This is a genomic window from Cellulosimicrobium sp. Marseille-Q4280, from assembly GCF_943181405.1.
Taxonomy (GTDB): domain Bacteria; phylum Actinomycetota; class Actinomycetes; order Actinomycetales; family Cellulomonadaceae; genus Cellulosimicrobium.
The window spans coordinates 583,773-602,279 of sequence record NZ_CALPBY010000003.1; the positions used below are offsets into that span (position 1 = coordinate 583,773).

Below are 18,507 nucleotides of genomic sequence, written 5' to 3' on the forward strand. Positions count from 1 at the left end.
GGAGGCCCGCCCGCGGAGGATCACCCGCGAAGACCCACCCGCGAAGGCCCTCCCGCGGTTACCTCAGGCCCCCGAGCTCAACGGGGTTCGACCCCCGCATGCACCAGCCCGAAGATCGCAGAGTCCGTCAACGCCTCCCACGCCGCCTCGATGAGGTTCGGCCCGACGCCGACGGTCGACCACGACGACGCGCCGTCGGTGGTCTCGATGAGGACGCGCGTGATGGCGTCGGTGCCCTGCTCGGTGTCGAGGATCCGGACCTTGAAGTCGATCAGCTCGAAGGCCTCGATCTCCGGGTAGACGCGCGTGAGCGCGAGGCGCAGCGCGTGGTCGAGGGCGTTCACCGGGCCGTTGCCCTCGCCGGTCGTGACGATGCGCTCGCCACCGGCGTGGAGCTTGACAGTCGCCTCGGCGGTGGCCTCGGTGCCGCGCGAACCGGTGCGCTCGATGATCGTCCGCCAGCTCTCGACGCGGAAGTAGCCCGGCCGCTCGCCCGTCATCTCCTCGCGCAGCAGGAGCTCGAAGGACGCGTCGGCGGCCTCGTAGGTGTAGCCGTTCGCCTCGTCGTCCTTGACGCGGTTGGTCACGCGCGTGAGGAGCTCGCCCTGGCCCGAGAGGTCGAACCCGAGCTCGCGGCCCTTGAGCTCGATCGACGCGCGCCCGGCCATGTCGGAGACGAGCATGCGGATGTCGTTGCCGACGGCCGTCGGGTCGATGTGCTGGTAGAGGTCCGGGTCGACCTTGATGGCGCTCGCGTGCAGCCCGGCCTTGTGCGCGAACGCGCTGCCCCCGACGTACGGCTGGCGCGCGTACGGCGAGATGTTGGTGATCTCCGAGACGGCGTGCGCGATGCGGGTCGCCTCCTCGAGCCCGTCGCCGGAGAGGGTGCGCAGCCCGTGCTTGAGCTCGAGGTTCGCGACGACCGTCAGCAGGTCGACGTTCCCGGTGCGCTCGCCGTAGCCGTTGACGGTGCCCTGGACGTGCGCGGCGCCGGCCTCGACGGCGGCGAGCGTGTTCCCGACGGCGCAGCCCGAGTCGTTGTGCGCGTGCATCCCGAGCAGCGGGTCGCCCGGGAGCGCGTCCCGCCCGTGGGCGATCCCGACGGCGTCGCGGAGCTCGCCGACGATCTCACCGACCCAGGTGGGCAGCATCCCGCCGTTGGTGTCGCACAGCGCGACGACCTCAGCGCCCGCGTCGAACGACGCCTGGACCGCGGCGCGCGTGAACGCCGGGTCGTGCCGGTACCCGTCGAAGAAGTGCTCGGCGTCCACGACGACGCGGCGCCCCTCACCCACGAGGAAGGACACGGTGTCGGTGATCATCGCGAGGCCCTCGTCGGGGGTCGTGCGCAGGGCGCGCTCGACGTGCCGGACGTCGGACTTGGCGACGAGCGTGACGACCGGCGCCTCCGAGTCGAGCAGGGCGCGGACCTGCGGGTCGTCCCACGCGCGCAGCCCCGCCTTGCGCGTGGCGCCGAAGGCGGCGAGCACCGCGTTCCGCAGGTGCAGCTCCTTGGCGGCGCGGCGGAAGAACTCGGTGTCCTTCGGCACGGCGCCGGGCCAGCCGCCCTCGACGAACCCGACGCCCAGCTCGTCGAGCAGCGGGGCGATCGCGAGCTTGTCCGCGACGGAGAGGTTCATGCCCTCCTGCTGGGCGCCGTCGCGCAGCGTCGTGTCGTAGACGTGGAAGACCCGGGCGCTGCGAGGGTCGGTCCCGGGGGTCGTCACCGAGGTCATGGTGCTTCTTCCTGCCGTTCGTCGTGTGGTGCCGGGCGGCGCCGCAGCGCGGCGCCGGGTGCCGTGCGACACCGCTCCCGGGAGGCCGGGTCGAGCCCTCGTGAGGCGACGGGCCCGGCGTCCGAGTCGCCGGGCTGGGGTGGTGCCCGGCAACAAAAAGACCCCCCGAGGGTGCGGGAGGTCTGCGCGTCCGGTGAGTGCTTCCGGACGCGCTACTCGATAATGAGCTGGGAGACGAGGTGTGTCACAGGGCACATCGTGCCACAGTCCGACAGGATGGACGAGAGCGTCCACCCAGTGGGCAATCCCTGCGGGCTCGGGTGCGACGCGACGCGACCGACGGAGGAGTGACGATGAGCGACCCGACACCCGGGTACGACCCGCAGAACCCCCAGACCCGACGCTACGGGCAGCCGCCGGCCCAGCCGCCCGCCGCGGCGCCGGGCCAGCCCCCCGCGCTGCCCCCGACGCACGACCCGCGCGCCGACTTCCCCGAACCGCAGCGGACGGTGAGCCCCGCCGACCCACGCCTCACGGTCGAGGCCGGGCGCTTCTGGGCGGGCGCCGCCGCGACCGCTCTGGTCGCCGCGCTCATCGGACTGATCGGCGTCATCGTGTTCGAGCGGATCTTCACGATCGAGCTCGTCCCGCCGCCCGATCTCTTCTCGACCGGTTCGCAGCAGGCGGCGTGGGCGATCGACGGCGCGATCCTCGCGATCCTCGCCGCCGGACTGCTCCACCTGCTCATCCTCAGCACGCCGCGGCCGCGCGCGTTCTTCGGCTGGATCATGGCGCTCGTCATCGTCGTCATCGCCGTCCTGCCGTTCGCCTGGACGAGCGACGTGACCGCCGCGGCGCTCTCGGGCCTCATCAACCTGCTGATCGGCATCGCCGTGTGGTCGCTGCTCGCCGGGGTCGCGGGGCGCACCATCGTGCGGCGCCCGGCCGTCTGACCGCTGCTCCCCACGTGCCCGACGCCGGGGCGCACCTCCACGCGGACGTGCGCCCCGGCGTCGGGCACGAACGGAAAGACGGAACGGCTCAGGCGAGGCGGCGCAGCCAGCCGTGCCGGTCGGCGGAGCGGCCCGTCTGGATGTCGGTGAGCTCGGTCCGGATGGTGAGGGTGAGCTGCCCGGCGTCGCCGCCCGCGATGGTCTCATCGAAGTCGGAACCGGCCAGGCGACCGATCGGCGTGATGACCGCCGCCGTCCCGCACGCGAACACCTCGGTGACGGACCCGTCGCGGATGCCGGCGAGGAGGTCGGTCAGCGGGATCCGTCGCTCGACGACCTCGTGGCCGCGGTCCGTGAGGAGCTGGATGATCGACGAGCGCGTCACGCCCTCGAGGATCGAGCCGCTGAGCTCGGGCGTCTCCACCGACCCGTCGGCGCGCACGACGAACACGTTCATGCCGCCCAGCTCCTCGAGGAAGGTTCGGGTGCTCGCGTCGAGGAAGCACACCTGCTCGCACCCGTGCTGCTGCGCGACGACCTGCGGCAGGAGGCTCGAGGCGTAGTTGCCCCCGCACTTCGCGGCGCCGGTCCCGCCCGCGCCCGCGCGGCTGTACTCGCGGTCCACCCAGATCGACACGGGCTTCACGCCGCCCGAGAAGTACGGCCCGACGGGCGACGCGATGACGAGGTACTCCGCCTCGAGCGATGGCCGCACGCCGAGGAACGCCTCCGACGCGTACATGAACGGGCGCAGGTACAGGCTCGCCTCCTCCCCCGTGGGCACCCACTCGACGTCGGTGCGCACGAGCGCCGTGACGGACCCGACGAAGTCGTCCACGGAGAGGGCGGGCAGCGCCAGGCGGTGCGCCGAGCGCGCGAACCGCGCGGCGTTCGCCTCGGGGCGGAACGTCCACACGGAGCCGTCGGCGTGCCGGTACGCCTTCATGCCCTCGAAGATCTCCTGCCCGTAGTGCAGGACGGCGGTCGCCGGGTCGATCTGCAGCGGACCGTACTTCTCGATGCGCCGGTCGACCCACCCGTCGGTGGAGTTCCAGCTGATCCGCGCCATGTGGTCGGTGAAGACCGTGCCGAACTTGGGGGCGGCGATCGCGGCCTCGCGCTCCGCCGGCGGGCGGGGCGCGTCGGAGCGACGCACGTCGAACAGGGCGATGAGGTCTTCCGTCGAGGAGGACGGCTGGTGCTGCGCTGCAAGCGGGGTGCTCATCATGAGGCCTTTCACCTGGCGACCCGGGTGGTCTCCGCCTAGTTTTCCACGACCGCTCGCCCGGTGCGGGCAGCACGACGTCGGGACGGCGTCACCGGGTCAGAACGAGTGGGGGTTCCGGTCCGGGGTGACGACGACCGAGGCGTGGGACTGGTCCGCCGGTGCCGCAGCACCGGTCGAGGGCTCAGCCGGCGACGCGAGCGGCGAGCTCGCGGCCCACCTCGGCCGTCGAGCGTACTCGGCCGCTGCGCTCGGCACCGCGGTCGGCGAGGTCGGCCGCGACGGCTGCCTCGACGCGCCTCGCCTCGTCGGCGAGCCCGAGGTGGTCGAGGAGCAGGGCGACGGACAGGACCGTCGCGGTCGGGTCGGCCTTGCCCTGCCCGGCGATGTCGGGCGCCGACCCGTGCACCGGCTCGAACATCGACGGAGCGGTGCGGTCCGGGTTGATGTTCGCGGACGCTGCGAGACCGATGCCGCCGGTGATCGCCGCGGCCTGGTCGGTGAGGATGTCGCCGAACAGGTTGTCCGTGACGATGACGTCGAAGCGCGACGGGTTCGTGGTGAGGAAGATCGTCGCGGCGTCGACGTGCAGGTAGTCGGTCGTCACGTCGGGGAAGTCGGCGTTCACGGCCTCGACGGTGCGGCGCCACAGGTGGCCCGCGTGCACGAGCACGTTGTGCTTGTGCACGAGCGTGAGGTGCTTGCGCGGACGTACCTGGGCGCGGGCGAACGCGTCGCGGACGACGCGCTCGACGCCGAACGCGGTGTTGACCGACACCTCGGTCGCGATCTCGTGGGGCGTCCCGGTGCGCAGCGCGCCGCCGTTGCCGACGTACGGGCCCTCGGTCCCCTCGCGCACGACGACGAAGTCGATCTCGCCCGGGTCGGCCAGCGGCGACGTCACGCCCGGGTAGAGCTTGCCCGGGCGCAGGTTCACGTAGTGGTCGAGCGCGAAGCGCAGCTTGAGGAGGAGGCCGCGCTCGAGGACACCGGACGGCACGCTCGGGTCGCCGATGGCCCCCAGGAGGATCGCGTCGTGGCCGCGGATCGCCTCGAGGTCGGCATCCGTCAGGGTCTCCCCCGTCGCGTGCCAGCGCCGCGCACCCAGGTCGAACGGTGTCGTCGTGACCTTCACGTCCGTACCGGTGAGCACGGACTCGAGCACGGCGAGGCCCTGCTCGACGACCTCGGTCCCGATGCCGTCGCCGGCGACGACTGCCAGATCAATGGTGCGCGTCATGCCGTCGACCCTACGCCGCCAACCATCCCTCGGGACGCTGGTCTCACCTCTCGGACGACCGCCCGTCGACCTCGACCCACGCAGCGGCAAAGTGCCCGACTTGCGCCGGGAGCCCCGAGCAGGCACAGTTAGGAAACTTTCTTAAGCCCACTGTAAGGACGGCGATGACCGATCCCTCCGCGTCGAGGATCCCCGGGACACCCGGGCTGCTGCGCACGATCAACGACCGCGCGGCGCTCGAGCTCCTCCTCGACGAGGGGCCGATGACGCGCTCGCAGATCGGCGACCGCACCGGCGTCTCGCGACCGACCGCCTCCCAGATCGTCGCACGGCTCGAGCAGTCGGGTCTCATCGAGCCGACCGGCGTCGTCCAGGGCTCGCGCGGCCCGCAGGCGGTGACCTACGCGGCGCGCACCGACGTCGTCGTCGGGCTCGCCCTGGACGTCCTTCCCTGCGGGGTCCGGGCCAGCGTCGTGGACGCCTTGGGGCACCCGCTCGGGGACACGGTCGTCCGGTCCGGTCCGGACCGGACAGCGGTCGACGACGTCCGTACCGCGTGGCAGGACGCGTGCGCGGCCGCAGGGGTCCCGCAGGACCGGGTCGCGTGCGCCGTCCTCGGGGTGCAGGCCGCCCCCGACCCGCGCAGCGGTGACCTGACCCTCGTCGGCGAGCTGCCCGGCTGGCCGCGTCGCGGGCTGCGCGCACACCTCGAGAACGCGCTCGGCGTCTCGTTCCGCATCGAGAACGACGTCAACCTCGCCGCCATCGCCGAGCGGGACGCCGGACGCGGGGACTCCACCTTCAGCCTCCTGTGGCTGGGCGAGGGCATCGGCCTGGGGTCGTGGGTCGACGGGATGGTCCACCGCGGGACGGCGGGCGGCGCCGGTGAGATCGGCTACCTGCCCGTGCCGGCCCACCACATCGACGACTCGGTCAACGCCCAGGACCTCGTCGGCGGGTTGCGGGTCGTCGAGATCGCCGCCCGCGCAGGGATCCCCGGCGTCGCCGAGGGCACTCCCTACGACACGGTGGTCGACGCTCTCGTCCGGCACGTCGGGACGCCCGGGTCGGACGCGTTCGTCGCGGACCTCGCGCGGCGCGTGGCCGTGGTGCTGCAGCCGGTCGTCGCGATCCTCGAGCCCGATGCCGTGGTGCTCGGTGGTCCCACCGGCGTCGTGGGCGGCACGGCGCTCGCGGAGGAGACCGCCCGCCTGCTGCGCGCGACCGACCAGGGGACGGGCTCGATCGTCACGAGTGCCGTGCCCGAGCTCGCCGTCCTGCGGGGCGCGCGCTCCGTCGTCGCGCAGGACGTCCGAGCGCTCCTCCTCGCCGCAGCCGGCCGTCCCGGGCACGCACCGGCCGCGATGCCCACCGTCTCGGGGTAGTCCTCTTCCCTGCCCCGCCGGGTGACGGCCGACCGAACGTGGCACGGCCGGCCGTCACCCACCCCTGCGTCGCCGGGACCGCGGACCCGAGGTCGACGAGCTGTGCTACCTCGGGTACCGCAGCTCGAACCGCTCGCACACCACCGGCATGTCCTCGGGCACGTCCCGCCCGAGGACACGGGCGAAGTAGCGCCGGTGCCCCTCGCGCCACGCCTCGAGCGACCCGTCGTCCTCCCCCTCCGCGAGCGCGAAGTCCGCGTCGACGTCTCCGAACGGCACGACGTCGACCGTCGTCGTCCGGATCAGCGCGCGAGGGTGCCCCGCGCCGTCGAGCAGGATCGACAGCTCCCCCTTCTCGGGGACGGGCGTCTCGTCGTCGTACTCCCACAGCGACGACGAGGTCGACGTCTTGGCACCGGAGAGGACTGCCGCGAGCAGCGAGTCGGCGAGCTCCGGGTTGTCGCCGAACGACCAGGCCGCGGGCGGCATCGTCTCGGTCACCCCCGTACCGACCACGACGCCGATCTTGCCGAGCCCTGCGCTCGGTCGCGCGACCTCCCAGAAGGCGAGGATCTCCTGCGCCTGCTCGTCGGTCGCGCCGACGAGCTCGAGCGGCTCCGCCGCCTCCGGCCCGCCACTGTTCTCGCCGCCTGCCATCGGGTCCCCCATCGGTGCCGTCATGCCCTCATCCTGTCCCACGACGCGTCGAAGTGCCCGGTCTTCGCCCCTTCGTCCCGGTCGTGTCGCCCGGCACGCCGACGGGGTGGGTGACGCGCGCAGTACGCGCCACCCACCCCGAGAGGCGTGGCAGAAGCTCGGTCAGCAGCTCAGCGAGCGGCCGACCCGTCGGTGTAGTCCGCGTCCTGCTGCTTCCACGCGAAGAGCGCACGCAGGTCCTTGCCGACCTTCTCGATCGGGTGCTGGGCACCCTGCTCGCGCAGGCGGTGGAACTCCGGGGCGCCGGCGTCCTGGTCGTCGATGAAGCGCTGCGCGAACGCGCCGGACTGGATGTCGGCGAGGACGGCCTGCATGTTCTCCTTGACGTGCGGGTCGATGACGCGCGGGCCGGAGACGTAGTCGCCGTACTCGGCGGTGTCGGAGACGGACCAGCGCTGCTTGGCGATGCCGCCCTCCCACATGAGGTCGACGATGAGCTTGAGCTCGTGCAGCACCTCGAAGTAGGCGATCTCGGGCTGGTAACCCGCCTCGGTGAGGGTCTCGAAGCCGTACTGGACGAGCTGCGAGACACCGCCGCAGAGCACGGCCTGCTCGCCGAACAGGTCGGTCTCGGTCTCCTCCGTGAAGGTGGTCTTGATGACGCCCGCCCGCGTGCCGCCGATGGCCTTGGCGTAGGACAGCGCGGTCTCCCACGCGTGGCCCGAGGCGTCCTTCTCGACGGCGATGATGTCGGGGATCCCGCGACCCGCGACGAACTCACGACGGACCGTGTGGCCCGGTGCCTTCGGTGCGACGAGGACGACGTCGACGCCCTCGGGAGCCTCGATGTAGCCGAAGCGGATGTTGAAGCCGTGCGCGAACGCGAGCGTCTTGCCGGCCGCGAGGTTCGGCTTGATCTCGTCGTTGTAGATCGAGCGCTGGTGCTGGTCCGGCGCGAGGATCATGATCAGGTCGGCCCATCTGGCGGCCTCGGCGACCGTCTTGACCTCGAAGCCCGCGTCGGTCGCCTTGGCGATGGACTTCGAGCCCTCCTTGAGCGCGATGACCACCTGGACGCCCGAGTCGCGCAGGTTCATCGCGTGCGCGTGCCCCTGGCTCCCGTAGCCGACGACCGCGACCTTCTTGCTCTGGATGATGGACAGGTCGGCGTCGTCGTCGTAGAACAGCTCAGCCACGGTGGATCTCCTGGTTCTTCGGTGCGGTGCAGGGGTCTGCAGGTCTGGTGCGAGGGTAGGTGATGGTCAGGCCGACCGGACGACGCGTTCCAGCGCTCGGTCGGTGATGGAGCGCGCGCCGCGTCCGACGGCGACGGTCCCCGACTTGACGATCTCGCGGACGCCGTACGGCTCGAGCGCTCCGAGCAGGGCGTCGAGCTTCTCGCCCGTCCCGGTGGCCTCGATCGTCACGGCGTCGGGGACGACGTCGACCACCTTGGCGCGGAACAGGTTGACGACCTCGAGCACGCCCGTGCGGTTCGCGCCGTCGGCCCGGACCTTGACGAGCAGGAGCTCGCGCTGCACGGACGCCGCCGCGTCGAGCTCGACGATCTTGATGACGTTGACCAGCTTGTTGAGCTGCTTGGTCACGTGCTCCAGGGGGCGCTCCTCGACGTCGACGACGACGGTGATGCGCGAGATCTCCTCGTGCTCCGTCGGCCCGACGGCGAGCGAGTGGATGTTGAACGCGCGGCGTGCGAACAGCCCCGCGACGCGCGTGAGCACGCCGGGCTTGTTCTCGACGAGCACGGAGAGGGTGTGGCGGGACATGGCGGTCAGTCCTCCAGTGACAGGGGTCGGATCGAGGCTGCATTCCGCTGCAGCCGAGTGCCTTGCTTCGCTGCGGCCCTCAACTTCCGCTGCATATCGCTCAGTCCTCCCGATCCCACGCGGGCGAGATGCCACGCGCGTACTGGATGTCGTCGTTGCTCACGCCGGCAGCGACCATCGGCCACACCATCGCGTCGCGCGAGACGTTGAAGTCGATGACGACGGGGCGGTCGTCGATCTCCATGGCCCGCTTGATCGCGGTGTCGACGTCGCCCGCTGACTCCACGCGGATGCCCTCGCAGCCGTAGGCGTCGGCGAGCTTGACGAAGTCGGGCACGCGCGCGGTCCCGTGCCCGGTGTGCAGGTCGGTGTTGGAGTAGCGCTTGTCGTAGAACAGGGTCTGCCACTGGCGCACCATGCCGAGCGAGCTGTTGTTGATCAGCGCGACCTTGATGGGGATGTCGTTGATCGTGCAGGTGGCGAGCTCCTGGTTGGTCATCTGGAAGCAGCCGTCGCCGTCGATCGCCCACACGGTCGCGTCGGGACGCCCGACCTTGGCCCCCATGGCCGCGGGGATCGAGAAGCCCATCGTCCCGAGACCGCCGGAGTTGAGCCACGTGCGCGGGTGCTCGTAGCGGATGAACTGCGCGGCCCACATCTGGTGCTGTCCCACACCGGCGACGTACAGGGCGTCGGGCCCGGCGATCTCGCCCAGCCGGGAGATGACGTGCTGCGGCGAGAGGTGGCCGTCGTCGGGCTCGGTGTACCCGAGCGGATAGGTCTCGCGCCAGTCGTCGATCTGGTGCCACCAGGCCCCGAGGTCGGGCTTGCCCTGGGCCGCGTGCTCGCGCTCGAGCTCCGGGACGAGGTCGGCGAGGACCTCCTTGAGGTCGCCCACGATCGGGACGTCCACGTCGCGGTTCTTGCCGATCTCGGCGGGGTCGATGTCGGCGTGCACGATCGCGGCGTGCGGGGCGAAGCTCGACAGCTTGCCGGTCACGCGGTCGTCGAAGCGCGCGCCGAGAGCGACGATCAGGTCGGCCTTCTGCAGCGCAGCCACGGCGGGGACGGTGCCGTGCATGCCGGGCATGCCGAGGTTCTGCGGGTGGGTGTCGGGCACCGCGCCGCGCGCCATCAGCGTCGTGACGACGGCGGCGCCGGAGAGGTCGACCAGGCGGCGCAGCTCGGAGGTCGCGTCCGCCCGGACCGTCCCGCCCCCCACGTAGAGCACGGGGCGCCGTGCGGACGCGAGCAGGCGCGCGGCCTCCTTGATCTGCTTGCTGTGCGGCTTGGTGACCGGGTGGTAGCCGGGCAGGTGCACGTCCTGCGGCCACGAGAACGTCGTCCGTGACTGCATCGCGGACTTCGCGATGTCGACGAGCACCGGGCCGGGACGTCCCGTCGAGGCGATGTGGAACGCCTCGGCGATGGTCCGCGGGATCTCGTCGGGGTCCGTGACGAGGAAGTTGTGCTTCGTGATCGGCAGGGTGATGCCGACGATGTCCGCCTCCTGGAAGGCGTCGGTGCCGATCGCACCGGCCGCGACCTGACCCGTGATCGCGACGAGCGGGATCGAGTCCATGTTCGCGTCGGCGATGGGCGTCACGAGGTTCGTCGCGCCGGGGCCCGACGTCGCCATGGTGACGCCGACCCTGCCGGTCGCGTGCGCGTAGCCCTGCGCCGCGTGCCCGCCGCCCTGCTCGTGACGCACGAGGATGTGGCGCAGGCGCTTGCTGTCCATGAGCGGGTCGTACGTCGGGAGGATCGCACCGCCGGGGATGCCGAAGACGACCTCCGCACCGGCCTCCTCGAGCGAGCGGACGATCGACTGCGCGCCGGTCATCTCCTCACCGGGCGCCGTCGGCTGGGCGGGCCGGACCTGCGCGCGGCGGGTGTCGCCGCGCGGGGCGACCGTCGCCGGCGACGGGGCGGGCTTCGGCGTCGCGGCGGGTGCCGCGGCCCCCGGTCGCGGGGGTGCCGGGGTAGGACCCTGGGCCATGGTGTCTCCTGCGTGTCGTGGCCTCGGTCCGGCGGGCACCCCGTGCGGGGTGCGCCGCCGGTACCGGAGCGGACCGTGGTGGTGCGGTCGTGCTGGTCGCGCGGACGTCTGCCGGTGGTCGCGGGTCTCGCGGTGCGGCAGTCGCGGTGGCCGTGGTGGGCCGGTCGCGCCGTGCTTCTCGGATGCAGTTCTGCTGCTGTGCTGGTTCGTGGCAACAAAAAACCCCTCGAACCCGGGATGCCGGGCTGGACGAGGGGTGAGCGCGCTGACGAAGCCTGGTGGCGTGGCCTCAGCCGGCGCGCTCAGGAAGTACTACGAGGAGAATCGTCTGCACGTCATGGGACTGTACGCGCATGTTTCGGGGATGTCACGTACCGAGGCGCCCGTCTCACGGGATGGGACGAGGTCCCGTGCAGTGCTCCTGCGCCGTGCCGGCCTGTTGCTCCGACGTGCGACGCGGCCCTCGAGGCCGGGCCGCACGTCGGAGCGGGTCTCAGGACACGTCGCGGCGGCGGAACACCGCGGCGGCGAGCACGGCCAGGACCACCGTGGCCACGCCGACGACGAGTCCGCCCTGCGTCATGGACACGACCCGTTCGGCCCCCTCGCACAGGGTCCCGGTCGCGTCGGTCTCGCACGTCATGACCCAGTAGCTCGTACCGCCCTGGACCCACGCGAGGAGGTTCGTGGGGAGCGACCAGCGCTGGAGCTCGTCGAGGGCGGCGACCGCGATCCTCTCGAGCACGAGCCACCCGACGACGACCCCGAGGGCGGCGGCGGCGTGCCGGACGAGCGTCCCCAGGGCGACACCGATCGCCGCGAGCGCCGCTGTCGCCACCACGGCGCGAGCGGCCAGGCCCGCGAGGTCCACCCAGGTCTGCGCGGTCACCGTCCCGAGCTGGTCGTTCGCCGCGTACGCCCCCCACGCCCCGCCGACCATGACGAGCGCTGCGACCGCAGCGAGAGGAACCACCCCGGCTCCGGCGGCCACGAGCTTCGACCAGTACACGCGACGACGACGGGGCTCGAACGTGAGCCAGAGCCCGATCGCTCCGGTCGAGAGCTCGGCCGTGACGAAGGTGATGCCGATGACGAGACCGGCGAGCGCGAGGAACGGGAGCTGCGTCGTGAGCGTCTGCACGCCCGTCGGCGGCCACGTCTCCGCCTCGCCCACGAACGTCGGCACCGGCGTGAGGAAGTGCTCGAGCCGGGGCTCCCCGTCCTCGCACCCGAAGTCGATCGCGGGATCCGTCTCGCGAGCCCGCTCCTCGTCCTCCTCGCACTGCGCCAGCCCCTCGTCCTCCCACCACTCCTGCTGCTGCGCGAAGACCGTCTCGGCCGCGGCGACCTCCGCGGGCGGGGTCGGCCGGCTCCCGAGGAACGCGACGAGCACGGTGAGGAGAGCGACGGCGACGGTCGCGGCGGACAGCCAGCGGATCGCCGACCGCGCGCGGTACCGACGCAGCTCGGCGTGGACGAGCCGGTTCACGCGGCCACCTCCTCGGCGTGGGCGCCGCGGCGCGGTCGTGCGCGGTCGGCGGCCTCGGCCTGGGCCGTGAGGTCGAGGAAGACGGACTCGAGGTCCGCCTGGACCGGCACGAGCTCCGTCACCCACAGGTCGTGCGCGCCCAGGGTGCGCGTGATGTCGGCGGCGTCCGTGACGCCGTCGGCCAGCAGGTGCCTGCCCTCCTCCCGGACGGTGATGCCGGCCGCGCGCAGGAGCGCCGCGGCACGGGTCGGGTCCGCGACGCCGACGCGCACGGAGGCGCCGCCGGCCCCGATGAGCTCGTCCACGCGTCCGCTCGCGACGAGACGGCCGCGCGCGATGATCGAGACGGTGTCGGCGACCTGCTCCACCTCGGCGAGGATGTGGCTGCTCACGAGGACCGTCTTGCCGCGGGCCGCGAGGCCGCGCATGGTGTCGCGGATCTCGCGGATCCCTGCCGGGTCGAGCCCGTTCGTCGGCTCGTCGAAGATGAGGAGGTCGGGGTCCTTGAGGAGCGTCGCGGCGATCGCGAGCCGCTGCTTCATGCCGAGCGAGTACCCGCGGTAGCGGTCCCGGGCCCGCTCGGCGAGGCCGACCTCCTCCAGCACCTCGCCGACGCGCCCACCGGGAGCGCCGATCGCCGCCGCGAGCAGGTCGAGGTTCCGGCGGGCGGTGAACGCGGGGAAGAACTTCGGGGACTCGACGATCGCGCCGACGCGCCCGACGACGTCGGGCAGGTGTCGCGGTACCTCCTGGCCGAAGATGCGCACCGAGCCAGAGTCGGCGCGGACGAGGCCGAGGAGCATCCGGATCGTCGTGGTCTTGCCCGACCCGTTCGGCCCGAGGAAGCCGTGCACGCCGCCCACGGGGACCACCAGGTCGAGCCCTTCGACGCCGACCGCTCTCCCCCGCCGGCTCCGGTACGTCTTGCGCAGTCCCCGCGTCTCGATCGCGGGCACCTCCGCCGTGCTGTGCACCCGTGCGCTCCCCTCTGCGACCGACGTCGCGGCCCCGACGCCCGGCGTCGTCGCCGGCTGCGAGGAGCCTAGGGCATGCTTGGTGCTCAGCGGAACAAGATCCTACGCAGACATGACCGCCCTCCTACCTGCGAGGGAGGGTCGAGCGCCGACGCAGGACCACGCCCTCCCACGGCCTCAGGTGCCCGACGTCGCCGGCCCGGTCCGCGTCGTCGGGCACGTGGTGGGTGGCCATCAGGACGGTCGAGCCGGCCCACCCGTCGACGACCGCCGACGGCACGTCCTGCGGCGCCCCGCCGACGTTGACCAGGACCAGGAGCTCGTCACGCACCCACGCCGCGTCGGGACCGGCGCCGTCCGACGGCGCGTCGAGCGCACGCGTGAACGCGTAGACCGCTTCGTGCTCCGGGAGCAGCATGCGGAAGTCGCCGAGCGCGACGACCGGCACGTCGTGGCGCAGCGCGTGGAGGCGGCGGTAGAAGTGGAGGACGGAGCTGTCGTCGGCCCACGCCGCCTCGGCGTTGACCTCGACATGGTTCGGGTTGACCTCGAGCCAGGGTGTGCCCGTCGTGAAGCCGGCGTGCTCGCTCGCGTCCCACTGGACGGGCGTACGGGCGTTGTCGCGGCCCATGGCGGCGAGGGCAGCGAGCATCTGCTCGGGGGTCGCGACGCCGTGCTCGACCATCTCGCGGTAGTGCCCGAGCGACTCCACGTCCTGGTACTGCTCGATCCGCGTGAAGTGCGCGTTCGTCATCCCGAGCTCCTCGCCCTGGTAGACGTACGGCGTGCCGCGGTGCAGGTGCAGCAGCAGGGCGAGGGCCTTGGCCGAGGCGACGCGGTGCTCGGGCGAGTCGTCACCGAACCGGGAGACGACGCGCGGCTGGTCGTGGTTGTCCCAGTACAGCGAGTTCCAGCCCGCCTCGGCGAGGCCCGCCTGCCACCGGCCGAACGTCGCCTTGAGGTCGGTCAGACGCATCGGCACCGGGTCCCACTTCGAGGCGCCGTGGTCGACGCCCATGTGCTCGAACTGGAACACCATGTCGACCTCGCGCCGCGCCGGGTCCGTGTAGCGGCGCCCGTGGTCGACCGTCACGCCCGGCGTCTCCCCCACCGTGAGGATCTCCCGTCCTGCCGCCCGGTACGGCGCGAAGACCTCCCGGTGCATCTCCGCGAGGTACTCGTGCACGCGCGGGCCGTCGGTGTAGTGCGGGCTGCCGTCGCCCAGCACGCCGTAGTGCACCTCGCCGTCCGGCAGCGACCCGTCGGGGCCGACCACCTTGGAGATCAGGTTGATGACGTCCATGCGGAAGCCGTCGACCCCGCGGTCGAGCCACCACCGCATCATCGCGTGGACCGCGCGCCGCACCTCGGGGTTCTCCCAGTCGAGGTCCGGCTGCTTGGTGTCGAAGAGGTGCAGGTAGTACTCGCCGCTCGCCTCGTCGAACGCCCAGGCGCTGCCGCCGAAGAACGAACGCCAGTTCGTGGGCTCGGCGCCCGGCGTCCCGGGCTCCATGCCGGGCCGCGCGGGGCGCCACCAGTACCAGTCGCGCGTCGAGGAGCCCGTGCTCGCCCTGCTCTCCCGGAACCACGGGTGCTCGTCGCTCGTGTGGTTGACGACCAGATCCATGACGAGCTTCATGCCGCGCTGGTGCAGGCCCTCGATCAGCGCGTCGAGGTCGGCGAGCGAGCCGAACAGCGGGTCGACGTCCTGGTAGTCGCTGATGTCGTACCCGTTGTCCGCCTGCGGCGACCGGTACACCGGCGAGAGCCACACGACGTCGACGCCGAGCCGCTCGAGATGATCGAGACGCCGCAGGACGCCGGGAAGGTCCCCGATCCCGTCGCCGTCGGAGTCCTGGAACGAGCGCGGGTACACCTGGTAGACGACGGCGCGCGTCCACCACGGGGCGTCGCCCGGGGAGTCCGTGCCAGGCCAGCCGCCACGAGGCGCGTCGGGAGCTGTGTCAACGGCCGGGTTCGGGTGCGTCATGCGTCGGTGGTCCTCTCGCGTCAGACGGTGGGACCTCCACCCTGCCCGACGCCGCCGGCCTCGGCGACGCGACGGCGCGCGAGCCGCTCGCGCGCGGTGGCGCGAACGCGCCGGGTCCACCGCTTCGTGCTCGAGCATGGCGAAGGCGCCAGGGCAGCGGCAGGGCTTTCGAACCACTCGCCGCCGCCGTGGGCGAGCGGTTCGTCGGGTCGGTCACCGTGGCGAGAGATCGAGCCCCGCGTCACGACACCCCGTCCCAGGCGGGCACGACGACGGCACGCGCGGCGGCGACGCGACGGTCCGGGTCCATGAGGACGTCGACGTCGTCCACCCACTGCTCGACGGACCCGACGCCGAGCGGGAGAGCCCGCACCTCGGGGTCGACGACGGACGCCGTCACCGCTTCCGGCACGGGACCGACACCTCGGTACGGCCGACCCCAGAACGGGCCGAGTGCGCTCTCGGCGACAGGAAGCCCCACCTCGGCCTGGAGCGCGTGGAGACCCTCCACCGCACGGCAGATCGCCGCCTCGCGAGCCCGCCAGTCCTCGGCCGCGAGCGTCGCGCGCAGCGCGGGAGCGAGCGCACCTGCCCGCGGCAGCTGCGCGAAGAGCGTGCCGAACCACTTGGCGTAGGGCGGCCAGCGGCATTCGAGGAGGAAGCCCAGGTGCATCGCGACCCGCACCAGTCGCGCGGCGACGACACGGGAGCCGAGGTCGTCGCCGCGGTCGCCGGTGCGCCCGACGAACGGCAGCTCCTGCCCGAGGCGCACCCAGTCGGTCGCGACGACGTACCGCCACACGTCCTCCGGGTAGCGTGCGAGGCGCTCGCGCGCAGCGGTGAGGCGACCGTCGGTGTCCGTGAACACGGGACCGGCCGTCACCTCGAGGACCGCCTGACCGGTGAGCGCGAGCCAGTCCGCCACGCTCAACGGCCGCGTCGCGTCCACCCCGAGGCGGGACGTCACGAACGCGCCCGGAGCGGCGACCTCGACCTGGTGCGGGCCGTGCGGCGCCCACGTCGTCGCGAAGCGCGTCGGCAGCCCGTCGAACGTGGCCGGGAGCTCGGCGTCGAGCAGCGCGTCCACGGCCTCGACCATCGGCTCGTCGACGAGGAGCGTGAGGCGCAGCCCCCAGTCGTGGTCGCGCGACGTCGGGTCGTCGAGGCCGAGCACGTCCGAACCGCTGCCCAGTCGCGCCGTCGCGTACGGCAGACCGGGCCACCGCCCGCGCACGAGCGGTGCGACGACCTGCTCGTCGTAGCGGCGCGCGAGGTCTGCCCCGGTGTCCACCCGGTCATCCTGCCGGGACGCGCGCCGTGGCGCGACGACATTCCGGTGAGGAGTCGGCCACCGGCCCCGCGCAGCCGCACCGCCGGCGAGGACTCAGTCCCGAGACTGCCAGGTGCACACGCACGCCTCGTTGCCCTCCGCGTCCGCGAGGACCCAGAACGACGGCGCGCGGTCGTCCGACACCAGGTGCCCGCCCGCGGCGATCGCCGCCGTGACGCGCGCCTCCGCGACGTCGTGCGGGACGGTGACGTCCACGTGGATGCGGTTGCGCTGCGGTCGCGGCGCGTCCATCTGCTGGAACCAGAAGGCCGGCGCGTGCGTCGTCGGGTCCGTGAGCGCCGGCGCGGCCGAGGTGTCGGACGCGTCCTCGTCGTACCCCAGGACCGCGCGCCAGAACGGCTGGACCGACGGACCGACGAGGGCGTCGATCGCGATCTCGAGCTCCTGGACGGCCGCCGGGGCGGCGCGGAGGTCGAGCTCGCGGGCGGCGTCGGAGATGCGGCGCGCGAGCTCGACGTCGCGGCGGCTCAGCCCGCCGACGTCGTGCGACGTGAGCCGGACGGTGACCGTTCCATAGCGCAGGTCCACGTCCGGGTGGTGGTCCGCCGCCTCGGCGAGCTCGCCGATCGCGTCGACGAGCTCGACGCCGGCGGTGAACGAGCCCGTGCGGAACAGCGTCTGCGCCGTGGCCAGCAGGACCCGCCAGTCCTCCACGCCGTCGCTGTCGTGGAACTCTCGCGCGGTGATGCGGTCGCCCGTCGCGTCGGTCATCTCGGAGCCTCCCGGTACGTCGATCGTCCCTGGCCGTCCAGTCCAGCCTCACGGTAGCGAGACCTGCCCGGGCACGCCCGCCCGAGCCGTCCTATGCTGGCGCCCGTCGCCGCCCCACGAGCGCGGTGACCTGCCGGCGTCGTGCGCGCTGGAGCGACAGCGCATCACGAGGCACGACGTCGGACCGGAGGACACACCGTGGGCAGCACGCTGGACGACCTCCCTCGGGTGGACGACCTGCCCGGACTCGCGCGCGCCACGTTCGCCGAGCGGTCCCCGTCCTCGGGGGCGTCCGCCGAGCCGGCGGTCTGGTGGGGCACGGTCGAGCGGTGCGCCCCCTGGGCGACGCCGCTCGGTGCCCGCGTCCTCGACGCGGACGAGCGGGACCGGGCGGACCGGTACGTGGACGACGTCGACCGCGCGACCTACGTGGTCTCGCACGTGGTCCTGCGCCTGCTGCTCGCGCGCGAGCTGTCGTCGGCGCCGGAGGAGCTGGCGCCACGACCGTCGCCGTGCCCGTCGTGCGGCGGTCCGCACGGCAAGCCCGTGCTCGACGGCGGCCCCGAGTTCTCCCTCGCGCACACGCGCGGCGCGTTCGCCGTCGCGATCGGCCCCACACCCCTCGGCGTCGACGTCGAGGGCACGCCCGACGACCGCGTGGTGCGCAGCATCTCCAGCTCCCTCCACCCCCGGGAGCGGACGGAGATCGCCGCGCACGGTCCGACGGCGCGGGGCTCGGCCTTCGCCCGGGCGTGGACGCGCAAGGAGTCGTTCCTCAAGGCGCTCGGGACCGGGCTCTCGCGCGACCTCTCGCTGGACGACGTCGGAGCGGGAGACACCCCACGCTCCCCCGCCCCGGGCTGGCACGTCGCGGACGTGCGGCTCGAGGCACCGTTCACGGGCGCCGTCGTGTGGTGCGACCCGGACGCCCCGCGCGTCCCGGCCGACGACGCGCGCCGCTGACGACCACGGCCGGACCCCCGCTCGCCCGCCTGGGCCTGGTCCCGCGG

15 protein-coding genes are annotated in these 18,507 nt (G+C 72.8%); 3 read left to right on the forward strand and 12 right to left on the reverse strand.

All coding sequences use genetic code 11. The features are described from left to right. Nucleotides 1-77 precede the first annotated feature (77 nt). The gene (cimA, locus tag NFS20_RS10850; RefSeq protein WP_251151774.1) at nt 78-1,736 is read right to left on the reverse strand and encodes a citramalate synthase; all 1,659 of its coding nucleotides are present in this window, start codon (nt 1,734-1,736) and stop codon (nt 78-80) included. A 353-nt stretch (nt 1,737-2,089) separates the two neighbouring features. Between cimA and NFS20_RS10855 the strand changes: the two genes are divergently transcribed. Further along, nucleotides 2,090-2,689 carry a hypothetical protein gene (locus tag NFS20_RS10855; protein ID WP_251151775.1) on the forward strand — a complete coding sequence of 200 codons (600 nt, stop codon included), beginning with the start codon at nt 2,090-2,092 and terminating at the stop codon, nt 2,687-2,689. 88 nt (nt 2,690-2,777) lie between these two features. Here the strand turns inward: NFS20_RS10855 and NFS20_RS10860 are convergent, their stop codons facing one another. Together NFS20_RS10860 and NFS20_RS10865 are read right to left on the reverse strand one after the other, a co-directional pair. Then, nucleotides 2,778-3,914, reverse strand: coding sequence for a branched-chain amino acid aminotransferase (locus NFS20_RS10860; protein ID WP_251151776.1), 1,137 nt, complete (start codon nt 3,912-3,914; stop codon nt 2,778-2,780). Nucleotides 3,915-4,098: 184 nt separating this feature from the next. Next, entirely contained in the window at nt 4,099-5,154 is a 1,056-nt protein-coding gene (locus NFS20_RS10865) for a 3-isopropylmalate dehydrogenase (RefSeq protein ID WP_251151777.1), read from the reverse strand. 164 nt (nt 5,155-5,318) lie between these two features. Between NFS20_RS10865 and NFS20_RS10870 the strand changes: the two genes are divergently transcribed. Next, nucleotides 5,319-6,539, forward strand: a complete 1,221-nt coding sequence (locus NFS20_RS10870; protein WP_251151778.1) for an ROK family transcriptional regulator — start codon at nt 5,319-5,321, stop codon at nt 6,537-6,539. 105 nt (nt 6,540-6,644) lie between these two features. On the opposite strand, the gene NFS20_RS10875 is transcribed toward NFS20_RS10870, so the two are convergent. The 9 genes from NFS20_RS10875 to NFS20_RS10915 all read right to left on the reverse strand — a co-directional run bounded on the left by NFS20_RS10875 (nt 6,645) and on the right by NFS20_RS10915 (nt 17,497). Next, complete coding sequence (locus NFS20_RS10875; protein WP_251151779.1) at nt 6,645-7,220, reverse strand: ASCH domain-containing protein; 576 nt, start codon at nt 7,218-7,220, stop codon at nt 6,645-6,647. 146 nt (nt 7,221-7,366) lie between these two features. Then, entirely contained in the window at nt 7,367-8,392 is a 1,026-nt protein-coding gene (gene ilvC / locus NFS20_RS10880; protein WP_251151780.1) for a ketol-acid reductoisomerase, read from the reverse strand. A 66-nt stretch (nt 8,393-8,458) separates the two neighbouring features. After that, nucleotides 8,459-8,983, reverse strand: a complete 525-nt coding sequence (gene ilvN, locus NFS20_RS10885) for an acetolactate synthase small subunit (RefSeq protein ID WP_251151781.1) — start codon at nt 8,981-8,983, stop codon at nt 8,459-8,461. 100 nt (nt 8,984-9,083) lie between these two features. Continuing rightward, nucleotides 9,084-10,982 (reverse strand): acetolactate synthase large subunit, encoded by a 1,899-nt coding sequence (locus tag NFS20_RS10890; protein ID WP_251151782.1) that lies wholly within the window; start codon nt 10,980-10,982, stop codon nt 9,084-9,086. 493 nt (nt 10,983-11,475) lie between these two features. Beyond that, nucleotides 11,476-12,471: an ABC transporter permease subunit gene (locus tag NFS20_RS10895; protein WP_251151783.1), complete on the reverse strand. Its 996-nt coding sequence runs from the start codon at nt 12,469-12,471 to the stop codon at nt 11,476-11,478. Next, a complete protein-coding gene (locus NFS20_RS10900; protein WP_251151784.1) occupies nt 12,468-13,445 on the reverse strand; it encodes an ABC transporter ATP-binding protein in 978 nt (325 codons plus the stop codon). The genes NFS20_RS10895 and NFS20_RS10900 overlap by 4 nt, the downstream gene beginning before the upstream one ends. A gap of 124 nt (nt 13,446-13,569) precedes the next feature. After that, the gene (locus NFS20_RS10905; RefSeq protein WP_251151785.1) at nt 13,570-15,435 is read right to left on the reverse strand and encodes an alpha-glucosidase; all 1,866 of its coding nucleotides are present in this window, start codon (nt 15,433-15,435) and stop codon (nt 13,570-13,572) included. Nucleotides 15,436-15,676: 241 nt separating this feature from the next. Continuing rightward, the gene (locus tag NFS20_RS10910; protein WP_251151786.1) at nt 15,677-16,726 is read right to left on the reverse strand and encodes a DUF4037 domain-containing protein; all 1,050 of its coding nucleotides are present in this window, start codon (nt 16,724-16,726) and stop codon (nt 15,677-15,679) included. A 93-nt stretch (nt 16,727-16,819) separates the two neighbouring features. Then, entirely contained in the window at nt 16,820-17,497 is a 678-nt protein-coding gene (locus NFS20_RS10915; RefSeq protein WP_251151787.1) for a 4a-hydroxytetrahydrobiopterin dehydratase, read from the reverse strand. A 198-nt stretch (nt 17,498-17,695) separates the two neighbouring features. On the opposite strand from NFS20_RS10915, the gene NFS20_RS10920 reads away from it, so the two are divergent. Further along, complete coding sequence (locus tag NFS20_RS10920) at nt 17,696-18,460, forward strand: 4'-phosphopantetheinyl transferase family protein (protein ID WP_251151788.1); 765 nt, start codon at nt 17,696-17,698, stop codon at nt 18,458-18,460. The last annotated feature ends 47 nt before the right edge of the window (nt 18,461-18,507 follow it).

Bases quoted from the DNA above. Each gene is read 5' to 3' on its own strand.
- cimA (WP_251151774.1), bottom strand. From the start codon at position 1,736: ATGACCTCGGTGACGACCCCCGGGACCGACCCTCGCAGCGCCCGGGTC.
- NFS20_RS10855 (WP_251151775.1), top strand. From the start codon at position 2,090: ATGAGCGACCCGACACCCGGGTACGACCCGCAGAACCCCCAGACCCGA.
- NFS20_RS10860 (WP_251151776.1), bottom strand. From the start codon at position 3,914: ATGAGCACCCCGCTTGCAGCGCAGCACCAGCCGTCCTCCTCGACGGAA.
- NFS20_RS10865 (WP_251151777.1), bottom strand. From the start codon at position 5,154: ATGACGCGCACCATTGATCTGGCAGTCGTCGCCGGCGACGGCATCGGG.
- NFS20_RS10870 (WP_251151778.1), top strand. From the start codon at position 5,319: ATGACCGATCCCTCCGCGTCGAGGATCCCCGGGACACCCGGGCTGCTG.
- NFS20_RS10875 (WP_251151779.1), bottom strand. From the start codon at position 7,220: ATGACGGCACCGATGGGGGACCCGATGGCAGGCGGCGAGAACAGTGGC.
- ilvN (WP_251151781.1), bottom strand. From the start codon at position 8,983: ATGTCCCGCCACACCCTCTCCGTGCTCGTCGAGAACAAGCCCGGCGTG.
- NFS20_RS10890 (WP_251151782.1), bottom strand. From the start codon at position 10,982: ATGGCCCAGGGTCCTACCCCGGCACCCCCGCGACCGGGGGCCGCGGCA.
- NFS20_RS10905 (WP_251151785.1), bottom strand. From the start codon at position 15,435: ATGACGCACCCGAACCCGGCCGTTGACACAGCTCCCGACGCGCCTCGT.
- NFS20_RS10915 (WP_251151787.1), bottom strand. From the start codon at position 17,497: ATGACCGACGCGACGGGCGACCGCATCACCGCGCGAGAGTTCCACGAC.